The organism is Lapillicoccus sp., assembly GCF_036559105.1.
Taxonomy (GTDB): Bacteria; Actinomycetota; Actinomycetes; order Actinomycetales; family Dermatophilaceae; genus Lapillicoccus.
The window spans coordinates 1-18,069 of sequence record NZ_DATBTV010000049.1 but is presented as its reverse complement, the minus strand read 5'-3'; the positions used below and the strand labels follow the sequence as shown (position 1 = coordinate 18,069).

The 18,069-nt window shown below is 71.5% G+C and carries 14 protein-coding genes and 3 pseudogenes; 11 read left to right on the top strand and 6 right to left on the bottom strand.

Annotated elements, in window-relative coordinates; translation table 11 throughout:
• Positions 1-162: 162 nt before the first annotated feature.
• From VIG79_RS06555 to VIG79_RS06510, 10 genes and pseudogenes are all read left to right on the top strand, one after another.
• Positions 163-1,371: a hypothetical protein gene (locus tag VIG79_RS06555; protein ID WP_331883664.1), complete on the top strand. Its 1,209-nt coding sequence runs from the start codon at positions 163-165 to the stop codon at positions 1,369-1,371.
• 262 nt (positions 1,372-1,633) lie between these two features.
• Positions 1,634-3,073 carry an MATE family efflux transporter gene (locus VIG79_RS06550; RefSeq protein ID WP_331883661.1) on the top strand — a complete coding sequence of 480 codons (1,440 nt, stop codon included), beginning with the start codon at positions 1,634-1,636 and terminating at the stop codon, positions 3,071-3,073.
• Between the two features lie 381 nt (positions 3,074-3,454).
• A pseudogene (locus VIG79_RS06545) lies at positions 3,455-3,991 on the top strand (nucleotidyltransferase family protein); the annotation flags it as partial.
• 111 nt (positions 3,992-4,102) lie between these two features.
• A complete protein-coding gene (locus tag VIG79_RS06540; protein WP_414672594.1) occupies positions 4,103-4,990 on the top strand; it encodes an AAA family ATPase in 888 nt (295 codons plus the stop codon).
• Between the two features lie 10 nt (positions 4,991-5,000).
• Positions 5,001-6,128, top strand: coding sequence for a vWA domain-containing protein (locus VIG79_RS06535; protein WP_331883658.1), 1,128 nt, complete (start codon positions 5,001-5,003; stop codon positions 6,126-6,128).
• Positions 6,121-7,350: an XdhC/CoxI family protein gene (locus VIG79_RS06530; RefSeq protein WP_331883655.1), complete on the top strand. Its 1,230-nt coding sequence runs from the start codon at positions 6,121-6,123 to the stop codon at positions 7,348-7,350. The genes VIG79_RS06535 and VIG79_RS06530 overlap by 8 nt, the downstream gene beginning before the upstream one ends.
• Before the next feature lie 28 nt (positions 7,351-7,378).
• Positions 7,379-7,843, top strand: coding sequence for a (2Fe-2S)-binding protein (locus VIG79_RS06525; RefSeq protein WP_331883652.1), 465 nt, complete (start codon positions 7,379-7,381; stop codon positions 7,841-7,843).
• Positions 7,840-10,329: a xanthine dehydrogenase family protein molybdopterin-binding subunit gene (locus VIG79_RS06520; protein ID WP_331883650.1), complete on the top strand. Its 2,490-nt coding sequence runs from the start codon at positions 7,840-7,842 to the stop codon at positions 10,327-10,329. Before VIG79_RS06525 ends, VIG79_RS06520 begins: the two co-directional genes overlap by 4 nt.
• Entirely contained in the window at positions 10,326-11,183 is an 858-nt protein-coding gene (locus VIG79_RS06515) for a xanthine dehydrogenase family protein subunit M (RefSeq protein WP_331883648.1), read from the top strand. Before VIG79_RS06520 ends, VIG79_RS06515 begins: the two co-directional genes overlap by 4 nt.
• Positions 11,184-11,187: 4 nt before the next feature.
• Positions 11,188-11,976 carry an SRPBCC family protein gene (locus tag VIG79_RS06510; protein WP_331883646.1) on the top strand — a complete coding sequence of 263 codons (789 nt, stop codon included), beginning with the start codon at positions 11,188-11,190 and terminating at the stop codon, positions 11,974-11,976.
• A 77-nt stretch (positions 11,977-12,053) separates the two neighbouring features.
• Here VIG79_RS06510 and VIG79_RS06505 read toward each other — a convergent pair whose 3' ends face one another.
• The 4 genes from VIG79_RS06505 to VIG79_RS06490 form a co-directional block, all read right to left on the bottom strand.
• The gene (locus tag VIG79_RS06505) at positions 12,054-12,980 is read right to left on the bottom strand and encodes a hypothetical protein (RefSeq protein WP_331883643.1); all 927 of its coding nucleotides are present in this window, start codon (positions 12,978-12,980) and stop codon (positions 12,054-12,056) included.
• Entirely contained in the window at positions 12,977-13,711 is a 735-nt protein-coding gene (locus VIG79_RS06500; protein ID WP_331883640.1) for a hypothetical protein, read from the bottom strand. Before VIG79_RS06500 ends, VIG79_RS06505 begins: the two co-directional genes overlap by 4 nt.
• A complete protein-coding gene (locus VIG79_RS06495) occupies positions 13,698-15,743 on the bottom strand; it encodes a S8 family peptidase (protein ID WP_331883637.1) in 2,046 nt (681 codons plus the stop codon). Before VIG79_RS06495 ends, VIG79_RS06500 begins: the two co-directional genes overlap by 14 nt.
• A gap of 87 nt (positions 15,744-15,830) precedes the next feature.
• A complete protein-coding gene (locus tag VIG79_RS06490) occupies positions 15,831-16,181 on the bottom strand; it encodes a hypothetical protein (protein WP_331883634.1) in 351 nt (116 codons plus the stop codon).
• Positions 16,182-16,286: 105 nt separating this feature from the next.
• Here VIG79_RS06490 and VIG79_RS06485 point away from each other — a divergent pair, with 105 nt between their 5' ends.
• Positions 16,287-17,396, top strand: coding sequence for a chorismate-binding protein (locus VIG79_RS06485; RefSeq protein ID WP_331883632.1), 1,110 nt, complete (start codon positions 16,287-16,289; stop codon positions 17,394-17,396).
• Positions 17,397-17,539: 143 nt separating this feature from the next.
• Here the strand turns inward: VIG79_RS06485 and VIG79_RS19755 are convergent.
• Positions 17,540-17,845 (bottom strand): annotated as a pseudogene (locus VIG79_RS19755) (CapA family protein); the annotation flags it as partial.
• Positions 17,846-17,874: 29 nt separating this feature from the next.
• Positions 17,875-18,069 (bottom strand): annotated as a pseudogene (locus tag VIG79_RS19750) (CapA family protein); the annotation flags it as partial.

Here is an 18,069-nt window from a genome sequence, read left to right as displayed (position 1 = left end):
GAGCCTGGGAGGACGCTGGCAATCCGGTCTCCATTTCGCCAAGGCATCGGCAATTCTTCGTCGGCGACGCGTCCGGCCCTTGTCCTCACGCGATCGTGCTGGCTTGGGTAGGCGAGGCGGCCGACCCGGCGGCCGTTCGGGAGCCCCTCAGGAGACCACCGGATGCGCAGGACTTTAGGGACCGTTCTCGCGACGTTGACCGCCGCGATCGGACTGACGGCAGGCGCCGTCGGAGCAGCGAGTCGCGCGGACGCAGTACCCGGCGCGCACGGTCAGCGAGTCTGCGTCGACGCCAAGGCCGGGGAGGCCAGCTGTCACGCGCTCAAGCTCGTCGACGCGAACGGCCGTGGTGTCTCGCCGGACACCGCCAGTCCATCGGCCGGAGCGAAGACGCCCAAGGACATCCAGTCGGCATACAAGCTCACCGGGTTGAGTTCCGGCGCGCGGACCGTGGCGATCGTCGACGCATACGGGTACCCGAACGCCGGGCACGACCTGGGTATCTACCGACTCCGGTCCGGCTTGAATTCCTGCACGACGGCCAGCGGCTGTCTGAGGATCATCGACCAGAACGGCGGCACCAACCTGCCCCGGTTCAACCTGGGGTGGTCGCAGGAGCAGGCCCTCGACCTCGACGCCGTCTCCGCCACCTGCCCCGACTGCAAGATCCTCCTCGTCCAGGCGAAGTCGGCCTCGTTCGCCGACCTCGGGGCCGCCGTGATCACCGCCGCCAAGCAGGCCGGCGTCGTCGCGATCTCCAACTCCTACGGCGGCGGCGACGCCGCGGACACGACCTACGGCACCTACTACAACCACCCGGGCATCGCCGTCACCGCGTCCACCGGGGACAACGGCTACCAGGGCGCCTCCTACCCGGCGTCGTCCCCATACGTCACCGCCGTCGGTGGCACGTCGCTGACTCTCGCCACCGGAACGACCCGCGGCTGGAGCGAGTCGGTGTGGAGTGGCGCGGGTTCCGGCTGCTCGACCTACAACCGCGCCCTCGCGGCGGCAGCGACCTTCGGCACCGGGTGCGCCAAGCGGGCGATGGCCGACGTCTCGGCCGTGGCCGACCCGCAGACCGGGCTCGCGGTCTACGCGCCGACCAGTCGCACAAGCAGCACCTGGGGCCAGTACGGCGGCACCAGCCTCGCGTCGCCGATCATCGCGGCGGTCTACGCGTTGAGTGGCAACACCTCCAGGAACCCCTCCGGCTACGCGAATGCGCTGCCGTACCAGAACGCCGGCGCACTGTTCGACGTGACCTCGGGCGGCAACGGCTCCTGCCCGACGCCGCAGTGGTGCCACGCCAGAACCGGTTGGGACGGCCCGACGGGTCTCGGGACGCCCAACGGAGTGGGTGCCTTCTGAGCCTGGGCGTCTCCTGACCGGCTCGACACCTCTCCACCTCGGCGGGGCCGTCCACAGTAGGACGGCCCCGCCGAGCGGTGTCCCCATGGTGACCAAACGCACCACCAACCGGTTTGAGTCCGCAACCGGTCTCTCCGTAGAGTGAACCTGCGGGTCGAGGGCGACTGCCTGGCCCAGCATGAGTATCGCGGCATGACCTCGTGGGGTTACAGGCGTGCACACCCGCCGTCCCGATAGTCAGCCAGTAGCCAGAGAGTTCGCCTTGTCCCCGCACGCCCAGACGGCCCGCCTCGTCGCGCCGTCCCCTCGTCGTGAGATCGCCCGCATCGCCGTTCCGGTGAGTGCGGAGTTCGTCCTCACCCTCGTCCTCAACGTCGTCAACCAGATCGTCGTCGGCACCCTCGGCGCCACCGCCATCGCAGCGGTCGGCTTCGCCAACAGCCTGACGATGATCCTCGTCCTCACCCTCGGCGCCATCGGTGCGTCGGTGAGCATCCTCGTCGCCCGCGCTCACGGCGGCGGCGACGAGACCAGGCTCAACCAGACCGTCTCGGCCGCGCTGTTCCTGGCTGGCGGCGTCAGTGTGCTTGCGGCCGTTCCGATCCTCGTCTGGGGCGAGTCCCTGATGCGGTTGGTCGGCGCCTCCGAGAACGTAGCCGCCGCGGGTGGCGGGTACCTCAGCCTCGCCGGGCTCGCGGTCGTCCCGATCGTGATCGGCGCGCTGTTCAGCGGCGTGCTCCGATCCACCGGTCGTCCGCGCAGCCCGATGGTCGCGACCATGGCGACGGTTGGCCTCAACGCCGCCCTCGCCTACCTCCTCGTCACGGGCACCGGCCCGTTCCCCGAGCTCGGCGTACCCGGCGCCGGACTCGCCACGCTCATCACGGCCTCTCTCAAGGCCGGGATCCTCGCGCTGCAGGTGTTCGGGATCCACCGGGTCGTCCGTTGGCAGCCGCCGACCGGGTATGCGTCGTGGTGGCGGGTCTCCCGGGCCCTGGTCGTGCTGGCCTTGCCGCTCGGGATCACCGAGCTGTTCTGGACCACGGGGACCTTCCTCTACAACGTCGTGTTCCAGCAGATCTCCGACGACGCCCTGGCGGCGGCGCAGATCGTCAACATGCTCGAGTCCCTGTTCCTCGTCGGCAGCATCGGCCTGATGGCCGCGACGACCGCGTTGGTCGGCCGTGAGGTGGGCCGCGGCGACGGGCGTGGCGCTGCGGCATGGGTACGCCGGATCAAGAAGGCCGGCACGGTGACGGGAGTGGCGTTCGGGGTGCTCTTCGGCACCACGGCGTTCGTGCTTCCGTTCCTGTTCCACGACACGACCGACGAGGTGCAGGCGATGGCGACCGTCGGGATCGCCCTGTATGCGATCTCCCAGGTCGTCAAGGTGCGCAACATGATTCTCGGGGCCGGGGTGCTCCCGAGCGCCGGCGACGTCCGCGGCGTGATCTTCGGGGACGTGGTGGGGGCGTTCGTCGTCGGCCTGCCGCTCGCGGTGGTCCTCGGCCTGCACACCCCGCTCGGCGTCGCCGGCGTCTTCGCCGCACGGGTCATCGAGGAGCTGGCCAAGGTCGTCATCTTCTCTCGGCGGAGCCGTCGGGTCCGGTGGGACGCGGTGGGGGCGGGGTCAGCGGCGGCGGAGCACCGAACGCAGCCGCCGGTGGCTCGCGAGGTCGACGAGCTGGAGCAGCTCGCCTGACTCCGGGTTCGCGGCCCGGTCACCACGTCTGCGCAGACGTCGTGGTCGCCGCGCAGAGCGTGGACGGTCTGCGCCCTGACATCAAGATCTGCGCAGACCTAGGCGTCAGAGCTCGGCCGGCGCTGTTTGGCGGGGGGTTGTGGTCGGGGTAGGGACGTGGTGGTCGCGCTGCAGCCTGAGAATTCGGTCGCTGGCCCGAGGGCCAGCGACTGCGCACCCTCGACGAGGACTGGGGCCACGTGCGCACATGCGGTCCGGTGCGAGGACGGCCCCCGCGGTGGAGGCCGAAGTGTCCGTTTTGCGCATCCGGAACTGGCACTCGTTGGACGTGCTACCCGTTCGGAGGGTCCGGCTCGCCGCGGGGCGTGATTGGGTGCGTTCATGCAGGGTGCCGAGGTCGGCCAACCGGCCGGGACGCCGCCGGTCGGCGTCCTTCTCGCCGCGGGCGAGGGGCGCCGGATGGGTCAGCCCAAGGCTCTGGTCCGCGACCCCGACGGGACGTCCTGGCTGAACCGCGCGGTCGACACAGTGTCCGCCGGCGGCTGCAACCCGGTCGTCGTCGTGCTCGGCGCAGGGGCGGAACGGGCGGTCGACATCCTCAACGAACGCCAGGACGCCGACCTTCCGGTGCGCTGGGTGGTGGCGACCGACTGGGCAGAGGGCATGAGCGCCTCCCTTCGGCGAGGGCTCGAGGCCGCCACCGACACCCTCGCCACGACCGTCGTCGTGACCCTGGTCGACCTAACCGACGTCGGTCCCGACGTCGTCCAGCGCGTCGTAGAAGCGGTCGGCGACGACCCCAGCAGCCTCGGGCGGGCCGCCTACCACGGAGTCCCCGGACACCCCGTCGTCCTCGGCCGCGAGCACTGGTCCGGCGTGGCGGCGGGGGCGGTCGGCGACCGGGGCGCGCGCGACTACCTCTCGGCGCACGACGTGCTTCTCGTCGAGTGCGGCGACCTCGCCAGCGGCGTGGACCGTGACCTACCCCCCGCTGTTCCCGAGCGGTCCCCTCGGGGTGATGATCGGGGAGTGCAGCCCACTGTGGATTCCGCCGCCGACCTGGCCGCGCGTCTCGGACGCACCGGCTACCTCGTCGACGAGGCGCTGGCCACCATCGGGTACCTCGCGCTCACGCTCGGCCGGCCGCTGCTCCTCGAGGGCGAGCCCGGGACCGGCAAGACCACGCTCGCCGAGGCGGTCGCCGAGGCGCTGGACCTGCCGCTGATCCGGCTGCAGTGCTACGAGGGGATCGACGCGAGCCAGGCCCTCTACGACTGGGACTTCCCCCGTCAGATCCTCCATCTGCGCGCGGTCGAGGCCGGTGCCGGTGGTGCCGCGCAGGACGTGAGCGAGCTCGAGAAGTCCCTGTTCGACGAACGGTTCCTGCTGTCCCGACCGGTGCTCCGGGCCCTGCGGGAGGCGCCGGCCGTCCTGCTCGTCGACGAGGTCGACCGGGCCGACGACGAGTTCGAGGCGTTCCTCCTCGAGGTCCTCTCGACCTACCAGGTGACCATCCCCGAGATCGGCACCGTGCGCGCCGCCCACCCGCCGATCGTGGTCCTCACCTCGAACCGGACGCGGGAGCTCCATGACGCCCTCAAGCGCCGCTGCCTCTACCACTGGATCGACCATCCGGGCCTGGAGCGCGAGCTGGCCATCGTCCGCAGCCGTGCGCCCCATGTCGCCCCCGCCCTCGCCGAGCAGGTGGTCCGCCTCGTCCAGCGGCTGCGGCAGCGCGACGACCTGATCAAGCCACCGGGTGTCGCCGAGACGCTCGACTGGGCCCGCGCGCTCGACGCCCTCGGGGCCGCCGACCTCGACATCGAGCTGGCGGCGGCCACGCTGGGCGTGGCCGTCAAGTACCGCGAGGACGCCGACCGCGTCCGCGCCAGCCTCGACCAGATGCTGCGGACGTGACGCGATGACCGTGACGACCACGCGTACCGTGTCCACCCCGCCGAGGAACGCCCCCGACGCCCTCCTCCTCGGCTTCGCTCGAGCCCTGCGCGCCGCCGGCCTCCCGGTGACCGCCGACCGTGAGGCGGGGTACCTCGAGGCGGTCGCCGTGGTCGGCCTCGACGACGAGGCCGCGACCTTCTGGGCGGGCCGCGCCACCCTCTGCTCCAGCCGGGACGACATCGCCCGCTACGACCAGGTCTTCGCGACGTGGTTCACCCACCGTCTGCCCGGATCGCCGACCGTCACGCCGCAGGCTCCGCCGGTCCAGCAGGCCTCGCTGGAGGAGTATGGCGGCGAGGGGGACGGCGATCGCGACGCCGAGCTGCTGCGGGCGACCGCCAGCGCGACCGAGGTGCTGCGGCACCGCGACGTCGCCCAGATGTCGCCGGCCGAGAAGGCCGCCCTCACCGCCCTGTTCGGCTCCCTGCGACGCCCCGACCCGCGCCGCCGGGCCTCGCGCCGCCGCGAGTGGCACCGCGGGGAGATCGACGCGCGCCGCACCCTGCGGCGGCAGCTGCAGCGGATGGGAGAGCCCGGCCGCCTCGAGTGGCGACGCCGCGGCACCCGGTCGCGACGGGTCGTGATGCTCGTGGACGTCTCCGGGTCGATGAGCTCGTATGCGGACTCCCTCCTACGGTTGGCCCACCGCTGGAGCGTAGGGCGCACCAACGTCGAGGTGTTCACCATGGGCACCCGGCTCACTCACGTGACCCGCGCGATGCGGCAGCGCGACCCCGAGCGAGCCCTCATCGCGGCCGGCGACGTGGTGCCCGACTGGTCCGGCGGCACCCGGCTGGGGGAGTCGCTCAAGGCATTCCTGGACCGCTGGGGACAGCGAGGCATGGCCCGCGGCGCCGTCGTCGTCATCTTCAGTGACGGCTGGGAGCGCGGCGGCGTCGACCTCCTCGACGAGCAGATGCGGCGCCTGCGCTCCCTCGCCCACCGGGTCGTCTGGGTCAACCCGCATCGTGGCAAGGCGGGGTACCAGCCGATCCAGCAGGGCATCGTCGCCGCCCTCCCGCACTGCGACGACCTCGTCGCGGGTCACTCGCTGCGCACCTTCGACGCCCTGGCGGAGGTGGTCGAGCATGCGTGAGGTCCTGCCCGACCTGCTGCGCTGGTGGCGCGACGGCGCCTCGGTAGGAGTCGGCACGGTCGTCGCGACGTGGCGGTCCGCGCCGCGCCAGCCCGGTGCCTCGATGCTCGTCGGACCCGAGGGCGAGGCGGTCGGATCCGTTTCCGGCGGCTGCGTCGAGGGCGCGGTCTACGAGCTCGCACAGGAGGTCGTCGAGTCGGGGACCCCGGCACTCCAGCGGTACGGCGTCAGCGACGAGGACGCCTACGCCGTCGGTCTCACGTGCGGAGGCATCCTCGACGTCTGGGTGGAGACCGTGTCGCGGGAGACCTTCCCCGAGCTCGGCGACGTCGCCGCCGACATCGAGGCCGGCCGGCCGGTCGCGGTGGCCACGGTGGTCGAGCATCCGGATCCAGCTCGGCTCGGCAGACGCCTGATCGTCCGGGCGGAAGAGGACCTCGGCGACCGGGGCGGCTCCCTCGGCAGCCTGCGCCTCGACGACGCGGTCACCGACGACGCCCGCGGCCTGCTGGCCTCCGGCCACAGCGAGACGCTGACCTACGGACCCGACGGCGAACGACGCGGCGAGGGGATGCGGGTCTTCGTCGACGTGCACGCCCCGGCGCCGCGGATGCTGGTCTTCGGGGCCATCGACTTCGCGGCGGCCTGCGCCCGGATCGGCAAGTTCCTGGGCTACACGGTGACGGTATGCGACGCCCGTCCGGTGTTCGCGACGGCCAGCCGGTTCCCCGACGCCGACGAGGTGGTCGTCGACTGGCCGCACCGCTACCTCGAGGCCGAGGCGCAGGCCGGCCGGATCGACCGTCGCACCGTCCTGTGCGTTCTCACCCACGACCCCAAGTTCGACGTGCCGCTCCTCGAGGTGGCGCTGCGGCTGCCCGAGGTCGCCTACATCGGTGCCATGGGATCGCGGCGCACCCACGAGGACCGGCTCGAGCGGCTGATCGAGGTCGGGATGACCGACGCCGAGCTGACCCGGCTGTCCAGCCCGATCGGACTCGACCTCGGTGCCCGGACACCGGAGGAGACCGCGGTGAGCATCGCCGCGGAGATCATCGCGGTCCGGTGGGGTGGTCAGGGTTCGCGTCTGGCCGACGTCGAGGGCCCGATCCACCATCCGACCGGGCGGCACTCCGGCCCCGTCGACCTGCCCGACTCGCCAGGTTCGGCCGCAGAAGCGGCGAAACCCCTGCAGGAAGCCCGTCCAGCCAGCACGATCTGAACACCCGCCCCAGCGCAAGGAGTCAAGGATGACCCTGATCAACGTGACCGTCGACGGCGTCGAGTACCAGGACGAGGTCGAGCCTCGGATGCTGCTCGTCTACTACCTGAGAGAACGGCTGGGCAAGACGGGCACGGTGGTCGGCTGCGACACGAGCAACTGTGGCGCGTGCACCGTCCACCTCGACGGCCACAGCGTCAAGTCCTGCAACGTTCTCGCGGTCCAGGCCGACGGCGCGGAGATCGGGACGATCGAAGGTCTGGCCCAGAACGGCGAGCTGCACCCCATGCAGAAGGCGTTCCACGAGAACCACGCGCTCCAGTGCGGCTACTGCACGCCCGGGATGATCATGCAGTCGATCGACCTGCTGAACGACAACCCTGACCCGACCGAGCAGGAGATCCGGGAGGGTCTCGAGGGCAACCTCTGTCGCTGCACCGGCTACCACAACATCGTCAAGGCCGTCCAGGCCGCAGCGGGAGGTGCGAAGTGACCGTCACCGAGGAGCGCACCGAGGCGCCGGCTCCCGAGGTCGGCAAGGCCCGGGCTCGCAAGGAGGACGAGCGGCTGATCACCGGCCGGACGCGCTGGACCGACAACATCACGCCGCCCGGACTACTCCACATGGCTGTGGTGCGCAGCCCCTACGCCCACGCGAAGATCACCTCCATCGACACCACCGCGGCCAAGGAGATGCGCGGGGTGTCCCTCGTCGCCACCGGCGAGGACCTCAAGGACGTTCAGGGCGTTCTCGCCAACGCCTGGCCGATCACGGCCGACCAGAAGACCCCGGTGCACCTCCCGATGGCCATCGACCATGTGGCCTGCGCCGGCGAGATCGTGGCCGTCGTCGTCGCCCGGTCGGCCGCCCGCGCGCGCGACGCCGCGGAGCTGGTCGACGTCGACTACGAGGTGCTGCCGGCGGCGCTCGACCTCAAGGAGGCCGCCGCCGACACGGTGCTCGCCCACCCCGACCTCGGCACCAACAAGAGCGCCTTCTGGAAGCTGGACTCCGCCGAGCAGGGCTCCGGCGGCAACGTGGACGAGGCCATCGCCAAGGCCCGCACCGACGGCATCGTCATCGAGCGCGAGTACCGGCAGCAGCGCCTCATCCCGGCCTTCATGGAGCCCCGGTCGGTGGTCGTCGACCCGACCCAGGAGCAGATGACGGTCTGGTCGGCCACCCAGGTCCCCCACATCCTCCGGTTCCTCATCGCCGCGACGATGGGCATCTCCGAGTCCAAGGTCCGGGTCATCGCCCCCGATGTCGGTGGCGGGTTCGGCGGCAAGCTGCAGACGACGCCGGAGGAGTACGTCACCATCGCCGTGGCCCGTCGACTCGGCAAGCCGGTCAAGTACACCGAGACCCGGTCCGAGTCGCTGCTGTCGGCTCACCACGGCCGCGACCAGTGGCAGAAGCTGACCCTCTGCGCGGAGAAGGACGGCACGGTCACGGGGCTCAAGGTCGAGCTCCTCGCCGACATGGGCGCCTACATCGCCCTCGTCGGCGGCGGCGTTCCGGTGCTCGGTGCCTGGATGTTCAACTCGATCTACAAGTTCCCGGCCTACCAGTTCTCGGTCCAGACCGTCCTCACCAACAAGACGTGGGTCGACGCCTACCGAGGCGCGGGCCGGCCCGAGGCGACGTACGCCATCGAGCGGCTCATGGACGAGCTCGCCGCCGAGGTCGGGGTCGACCCGCTCGAGATCCGGGAGAAGAACTGGATCACCCACGAGGAGTTCCCGTTCACCAGCGTGGCGGGGATGACCTACGACTCGGGCAACTACGAGGCGGCGACCGCCAAGGCGCGTGACCTGTTCGGCTACGACGAGCTGCGCGCCGAGCAGCAGCGACGCCGCGACAGCAAGGACCCCGTCCAGCTCGGCATCGGCGTCTCGACGTTCACCGAGATGTGCGGTCTCGCCCCCTCGCGGGTCCTCGGGTCCCTGAGCTACGGGGCGGGTGGCTGGGAGTCGGCCACGATCCGGATGCTCCCCACCGGCAAGGTCGAGGTCGTCACCGGCACGTCGCCGCACGGCCAGGGCCACGAGACGGCCTGGAGCCAGATCGTCGCCGACCGGCTCGGCGTTCCCTTCGAGGACGTCGAGGTCCTGCACGGCGACACCCAGATCGCTCCCAAGGGGCTCGACTCCTACGGTTCGCGGTCTCTCGTGGTCGGTGGTGAGGCCGTGGTCAAGGCGGCCGACAAGGTCATCGAGAACGCCAAGCCGGCGGCGGCGCACCTGCTCGAGGCCGACATCGCCGACATCGAGTTCAGCGCGGGCCAGTACCACGTGAAGGGCACCGACAAGGGGGTCAGCCTGACGGACATCGCCCTCAACGCGTGGACCGGCCACAACCTGCCCGACGGGATGGACCCCGACATCGACGGCAGCGCGACCTACGATCCGGTCAACTTCTCCTTCCCGCACGGCACCCACCTCTGCGCGATGGAGGTCGACACTGAGACCGGCCAGTCGACGATGCGCAAGTACGTGTGCGTCGACGACATCGGCGTCATCGTCAACCCGCTCATCGTCGAGGGCCAGGTCCACGGCGGCCTGGTCCAGGGGATCGCACAGGCGCTCTGGGAGGGCGCGGAGTTCGACGACAACGGCACCCTCGTCACGGGGTCGTTCGTCGACTACACGCTGCCCACGGCGGCCGACACGATCAGCTTCGTCACCGACCACACCGAGTCGCCGTCGACGACGAACACGTTGGGTACCAAGGGAGTCGGTGAGGCGGGGACGATCGCCTCGACCCCCGCCGTGGTCAACGCGATCGTCGACGCGCTGCGGCCGTTGGGAATCAACGACATCCTCATGCCGTGCACTCCCGAGCGGGTGTGGAAGGCCATCCAGTCGGCCGGCGCGACTCCGGACGCCGAGACCATCACCGAGGCGCAGCCGCACTTCAGTGAGGGCGCGCTCAACCAGGACGATCCGAGCAACGCGACGGAAGGTGGCCAGCAGTGATCCCCGCCCTGTTCGACTACGTGGCACCGGACTCGCTCGAGGAGGCCCTGTCGGCTCTCGCCGAGGCCGGTGACGAAGCCAAGGTCCTCGCCGGGGGCCAGAGCCTGCTCCCCGTTCTGCGGATGCGGCTCAACGCGCCGGAGAAGGTCGTCGACCTGCGCCGCATACCCGGCTTGACGGACATCACCGAGGACGGCGACGCCATCGTCATCGGCTCGATGGCGACGCACGCCGACGTCATCGTCAACCCCCTGGTGCGGGAGCACGTCCTGCTGCTGTCCAAGACGGTTGCCGAGGTCGCGGATCCGCAGATCCGCCACCGCGGGACGGTCGGTGGGGCCCTGGTGCACGCCGATCCTGCGGGCGATGTGGGCGCGGCGGCGCTGGCGCTGGACGCGGAGTTCGTCATCGCCGGCCCGGGTGGAGCGACCCGGACCGTCGGCGCGGCCGACTTCTTCGTCGACCTCTTCGAGACGGCGGTCGGCGAGGGTGAGCTGCTCACCCAGGTGCGGATCCCCAAGCACACCGGCTGGGGAGCCCACTACGAGAAGTTCGTCCGGGTGAAGCACCAGTGGTCGATCGTCGCGGTCGCGGCGACCGTCCGGGTGGATGGCGGCATCATCGCCGAGGCGCGGATCGGGTTGACCAACATGGGGTCCACGCCGTTGCGCGCCACGTCGGTCGAGGAGGCGCTGGTCGGCAAGGCGGCCACCGAGGACGCCGTGCGCGAGGCCGCAGCGTCGGCGGCGGACGGGACCAACCCGCCGTCGGACCTCAACGGCGACAGCGCCTACCGCAAGCACCTTGCCACCGTGCTGACCCGCCGAGCCGTGCTCGCGGCAGCCGGAGCCTGAGCCCGTGGAGCTGCAGCACATGTTCACCGTGCCGGCCCCGGTGGGGACGACGTGGGACACGTTCATGGATCTCGCCGGGGTGGCCGCGTGCTTCCCCGGCGCGACCGTGACGTCGGTGGAGGGCGACCGGTTCGAGGGGACCTGCAAGGTCAAGCTCGGACCGATCGCGCTGATGTACACGGGTTCCGGCCAGTTCGTCACGCGGGACGACGACGCCCACCGGGCCACCATCGAGGCGACCGGCAAGGACAAGCGCGGCAACGGCACGGCCGGGGCGAAGGTCACGATCGCTCTCGACGAGGCGGCCGACTCCTCCACGGCGGTAGAGGTCACGACCGACCTGAACATCACCGGCAAGCCGGCCCAGTTCGGGCGGGGCGTGATGCAGGACGTCTCCGACAAGCTCCTGATGCAGTTCGTCGCGTGCCTCGAGCAGCGGCTCACCACCCCGCAGCCGGCGGTCGAGGCCGTGGCGGCGGAGACGGCGCCCGTCCCGACCGAGGACGCCGAACCCGACCCGGGCTCCTCCACCGGGCCCGGGCCGGCGTCGGTCGAGGCGGCGGTCGGCTCCGAGGCGGCACCGGCGGCGGCTGCTCCGGCCTCCCCGCCCGTCCGCTCGAACGTGGACCGGCCGGCCTTCGTGCGGGCCAGCGCGGGCCGCGCGAACGACGACGCCATCGATCTCGGGGCGACCGTCCTCCCGGTCATCCTCAAGTCGTATGCGCCGCAGCTCGCCGTCGCGGCGGTCGCCCTGGTCGTCGGCATTCTCATCGGCCGCCGTTCCCGCCGCTGACCCCCTTCCAGACGTCCGTTGTTACGGGTTCCGGGATCCGAAAGGGCCCGAAACCCGTAGCAACGGCGGTCTGGAGGTCAGGCGGCCAGCAGGTGTCGGGCCAGGGCCTCGGGGATCGGCTGCTTGGTCTGCCCGGAGAAGTACGTGTATGCCGGTGACGGGTTGACCTCGAAGCAGTAGACCTCGCCGTCGGGCGTGATCTTCAGGTCGATGCCGGCGAACTCGAGCCCGAGGTCGGCGGTCAGGGCGACGCATCGCTGAGCGACATCGTCGGCGAGGTCGTGGGGCTCGAGGCGGGCCGGCTCCTCCACCTGTGCCGTCGCGTACCGGTAGTCCGTCGCTGTGGTCGTGATGGCTGTTGCGAAGACCTCGGAACCGACCACGTGGACGCGCACGTCGGTCCCGGGTACCCAGGTCTGGAACTGAACGGGGCAGGCCCGCAACGTCCCCAGGCGCCCGAGGTCACCGGGTTCCATGGTCTGGACGATCGACCGCGCGCCGCTGGCGGACTTGAAGACGACACGGGGTCGTGAGGCGTAGAACTCGCGAGCCACCTGCGGGTCGTTGGTCAGCAGTGTCTCCGGGGTGAGCAGGCCGTGCCGGGCGATCAGCTGCCCTTGGTAGGGCTTGGCGGCGTTCGAGGCCATCGCCGAGCTGCGGTTGACGATGGTGCCGGGGGCGACGTCGACCCAGGCCGAGAGGGTGTCGTTCAGGGCCGCCCACCGCTCCCGCTCAGGGTCGCCGACGTCGAGGCGCTGGTACTCCGGGACGTTGCGGTGGTCCATCAGCCGCGCGTAGACGCCGGTGATCTCCCGCAGCGCGATGTGGCGACGCCCGATCCGCAGGACTCCGTCGACCGCGCCGGCGGAGTCGACGGCGAACGCGAGGTCGATCTCGGCGCATCGGCGCTGGCTGAGGACGACGACGTCCGCGCGCTGGTCGCTGAGCGCGTCGAGCGCCTCCTGGAGTGGCGGCTCCGACGGGATGCCGGCGACGAGGATCATGCCGGCACCGGCTCCCGGACCGACAGAGCGGCGTGGAGGGCGTCCACGACCGCCTCGCCGCCGGGTCGGAGGTCCGGCCAGGGCGTTGCGTTCTGGAACGCCCAGGTGCCCCCCTCCACGGCGAAGTCGAGACCCACCAGGCCACCGCCGTGCCGGGCGGCCAGGGTCCGGCTGCCGGCGACCACAGCGTCGGGGACCTCGACGCCCGAAGGCGTGACGACCTCGCCGGCCACGACGAGGACCGTCTGAGAGCTGTGCACCTCGTCCGACCCGCCCGACCGGTACCCGACCCCGACGAGGCCGGCCCGCCCCGCCGCCACCATCCACTCGGCGGGCCGCCACCAGACGCCGCACAACCCGCGCGGGTCGGCCCGGCCGACCACCACTCCCGGCCACGCATACAGCAGGCTGACCAGGACGGCGTGCAGCTCCTGGAGCAGGTACCCGCGTTCGGTCGAGGGAGTCGCCTCCAGATGCGCCGACGGGAGCCGGGCGACCCGGTTCAGGGTGCCGCGCAGGTTCGGACCGAGCACCGTGCCGTCGCCGAGGCGGACCTCGGTGACCACGCCCGTACCGACCGTCGCGTAGCGGATGCTCGGCGCGTAGACGAGCTCCTCAACGGTGACCACCCGAAGCGACAGCCCGCGGTCGCGGAGCCGGGCCGCGGCCCAGAGGGCGGAACCGTCCTCCGGGCCACAGAGCACCGCATACTCGAGGTCAGTACCCGCCAAGGTTCTCCTGGTCCTTCATGTCCTTCATGTCCTTGGAGTCCTTGGAGTCCTTGAAGGACTTGGGAGCGTCCGGTTCCGCGGACAGGTCGGCCTCGCGGGCCAGGGCCCCGGAACCCAGTTCCGGTCGCAGGTCGGCGCCGATGAAATGGGTCAGCGCCGCGACCGACTGCTCGACCGCCGCGAGCCGGGCCTCGACGCCAGCGCCGGCCGCCGACGCGGGGTCGATGCCGCCACCGCCGAAGCCTCCGCCGCCGCCCTCGACCAGCTGTTTGCCGCCTCCGCCTCCGCCCTCGACGACGAGGTTCTTGCCCCCGCCGTCGACGATGAGGTGCTTGCCCTCGATGACCTCGATCTTCTCCTTGCGCTCCTTGATCTCGGCCTTCTCGTTCTTGAGCTCCTTGGCCTCGACCTTGTGCTCCTTGACCTCGATCTTCTCCTTGCGCTCCTTGATCTCGGCCTTCTCGTTCTTGAGCTCCTTGTGCTCCAGCTTCACGTCCTTGGCGTCCTTGAACGTCGCCTTGTCGATGGCGATGTTGCCCTTGACGTGGGCCTGGATGAGCGCCTTGAGGTCCGGCCGGTTGCCGATTCGCTGGGTGGCCGGACGACCGGGCTCGTCCTGCTGCGGCGAGCCGGTCGCGCGGAGCCACGCGCGGGCTGTCGCCGGGGTCATCGGAGTCTTGCCGGCGGCCCGCAGCGCACCCTGGAGCGCGCCGAGGACCCCGACGAGGATCGGAGACGCGCTGGAGGTCCCAGAGAAGTGGTCCGTGTACCAGATCCGAGCGTCGCCGCCGCCCTGCAGATCGCCGTACCCCGTGCTGGAGACCTCACGGCCCCAGCCCTGGGCGTCGATGAGGGCGCCGTAGTTGGAGAAGTCGAGCCGGGACCGGTCGGCACCCCAGCTGACGCCGTGGGTCCCCGGCGGGGGAGCGCCGGCACCGACGACGACGGCACCGGAGTCGCGGTTGGCCCGGTTGAACGGGTTGGTCCACGAGTTCGGGAACCCGGCCGGCCGCACCGAGTACAGCGCGTCGTCGAGGTTCTCCGCCCCGTTGCCCGCCGCCTCGACGACGATGATCCCGCGCGAGTTGGCGTAGCGGATCGCGTCGAAGTCGTCCGGCCACCACTCGATGGCGACGTAGCCGAGCTGGTCGCTGCGCGCCTGGAAGTTGTGCCGGGGCCCGGCGCGATGGATCTCGAGCAGGATGATGTCGCCGGCCCCGAGCTTGTCGGCGGCGCTGTGGATCGTGGACGCCGTCGGGCCCGAGAAGGCCGCCCCCCGGATGAAGGCGTCGGGGCAGATCCCCGTGATGCCGAACGCGTTCCGGTCGCCGCTGATCTCGCCGATGACCGCGGTTCCGTGGTTGGTGTCCGAGCTCGCCGTGCCGACGACGACGCCGCCCTGCCCGACGGAGAGATCCTCATGGTCGAACCGCCAGCCCCACTCGCAGTCGATGATGCTCACCCCGGCACCACCGCCACCCGGCCAGGTCCAGGCGTACCGCGCGTCGACGCCGCCCGGCGCCGCCTCGAGGTAGAGCTGGTTGCCGACGAAGTCCGGCGTGGTGGGCGGGGCGTCCTCCCCGGCCGGTGCCATGTCGTTGAGGACCGGCGGTTCGCTCGCCGGCTTCACGTAGGCGGCCTGCACGCCCTCGCTGCCCGCGAGCTCCTCCGCGAGGTCCGCCAGATCGCCGACCGGCGCGTCAACGTGGTAGTAGACCGACAGGTCGGGGACCGGGCCGATCGCCGCCGGGGCGAGGTTGCGGGCCTCCAGCCGAACGCGGTCCTCGGGACCGAACAGCGGGCGCAGCGTCACGGCGGCGCGGGCGGCCACGCGGTTGAGGGCCCGGGTGTCGGCGCCCCCTCCGGACTCGACCCCACGGGTGCCGATACGCAGCGCCGCGGCGGGATCGGCGACGACGATGAGCTCCGGCGCACCGAAGGGCGCCGCCGTCACGGCGGACGTGCGTCGACGGGTCGGCGCGGTCTTGGCGGCGGTCTTCGAGCTGGCGGACGTGCGCTTCCTGGGTGGCATGCGAATCCTCCGTGAGGTGGTGAGAGTGACGTTTGGTCGGGGCCCCCGCGACGTATCGGAGCGGAGCGGAGAACGTCGTAGGGCGGGTTACGGAGGTCCCTGGTCCGGTGTGACGTACGCCGCGGTCACTCCGGGGATCCGGAGCAGCTGAGCGTCGAGGTCGTCCGGCTGGCCACCGTCCGTCTCGACGAAGAACCAGACCGTCGGCTCGGGGTCGGCGTCGCCGGTCGCGTCATCGTCGGGTTCGGTGTCGCGCGCGTCGAGAGCGCGGGCGGTCTGCGGCTGCAGCTCGACCTGCGCCTGCGCCGTGATGTCGCGCAGGCGGGTGGTGTCCCTGGTCTGTTCACCACGGGCGAGGGCGCGGGCCAACGCCGGGGTCAGTCCGACGACCAGCTGGGCCATGCTCGCCTCCGAGTCGAACACGCGGCGGGTCGCCATCGGGACGCATCCGTGGTTGACCCGCTCCCAGGCTAACGACGGGACCACGCGCGCGTGACCGGAATGCCCGAAGTCCTCCCGACCCGCGGCACCTATCATCGAGCGGTGGACGTCGCCCGGTTCGGTGATCGCGTCGCCACCAACCCACAGGTCGTCCTGACGGGGCTTGAGGCGCTCGAAGCCCTTGACCAGCAAGGCTTTTGGGCCGTCGTCATGACCTTCGAAGGTGCATTGACCGCCGTCCGGTTCGCCGACGTCCGCCACGGCGCGCCGGTCGCCCCCTCGGCGCCTTGGACCGGGCTGGACGATGCGTGGCGCTCGTCGCTCGACGCCGACGCATACCGGGCCTCGGTCACCGTGATTCGCGAGCGGATCGCGGCCGGCACCGTCTACCAGGCCAACCTCTGCCGGGCGCTCGAGCACGACCTCGACGAGTCCGCGGACCTCGACGGCCTGGACGCGCTGCTGCGGGAGGGCAACCCCGCGCCGTATGCGGCCCGTATCCGCGTCGCGGCCGCCGGGCTCGACGTCGTGTCGGCCTCACCCGAACGGTTCCTCAGCCGATCGGGGGAGCGGCTCGTCTCGTCACCGATCAAGGGCACGGCGACGACGGCCGACCGCCTCCTCCCCAAGGACGTGGCCGAGAACGTCATGATCGTCGACCTGGTCCGCAACGACCTCTCCCGGGTGTGCCACGAGGGCACGGTCGACGTCGAGGCTCTCTGCGCGGTCGAGCCGCATCCCGGCCTGGTGCACCTCGTGTCGACGGTGGCCGGTCGCCTGCGACCCGGCGTCGGCTGGGCCGGGATCCTCGACGCGACGTTCCCGCCCGGTTCCGTGTCCGGCGCACCGAAGTCGAGCGCCCTGACGACGATCCGGGACCTCGAGCCGGTGCCGCGCGGCCCCTACTGTGGCGCCATCGGGTGGGTCGACGCCGACCGCAACGAGGCGGAGCTCGCGGTCGGGATCCGGACCTTCTGGGCGGAGCGGGACGTGCACGGGCTGCGGGTGCTCCGGTTCGGTACCGGTGCCGGCATCACCTGGGGCTCCGACCCCGATGCGGAGTGGGCGGAGACGCAGCTCAAGGCGTCTCGGCTCGTCGGGCTCACGGCGTCGACGCGAGACGGGCACACGACCGGGCCTGCACCCACGCCGTCTGCTGGCTCGCCGCAGCCGCGGCTTCCGGTGGGCGCGGCACCCCGTCGTCCCCGATGAGCAGGGGCGTCCACGCCGCGCCGGCGACGACCGACGGGCCGGCACCCCTCTGGGCGTGCGCCCTGGCCGGGTCCACGCTGCCCGGTGAGAACGCCGCTGACGGCGTCGACCGGCCCGCGGGTGTTGAGCCAGACGAAGTTTCCCAGGCCATAGGCCACGTACGCCCGGCCGAGCCAGCCCGCGCCCTGCACCCGGTGGGCGTGCCCGCCGACGACCACGTCGGCTCCGGCCGCCGCGAGGGCGGCGGCAGTCGTCGTCTGGGCGCCGTCCGGGCAGCTCGTGTAGTCACTGCCCCAGTGCAGGTAGACGACGACGACGTCGTACGCGGTGCGCGCGGCCCGGACGGCCGCGAGCAACCGCGCGTTGTCGAGGTTCCCGGCGATGCCCGGCTTCGTGGTGGTGGCCGGGTACGTGTGGACCGTGTAGTCGTTGATCTGCGTCGAGGCGATGACCGCGAGACTGGTGCCCGGACCTGGAAGACCGCGGGCGCGAACGCCTTCGCGGCGTCGGGACCGATCCCGATCACCGGGATGGGGCTCGACGCCTGCGCCGCGAGCGTGTCCGTGAGACCGTCCGGCCCGTAGTCGACCGCGTGGTTGTTGGCCATGCTCACGGCGTCGACGCCGGCGTGCTGCAGCGTGACGAGCGCCTCCGGCGTGGTCCGAAAGTGGTA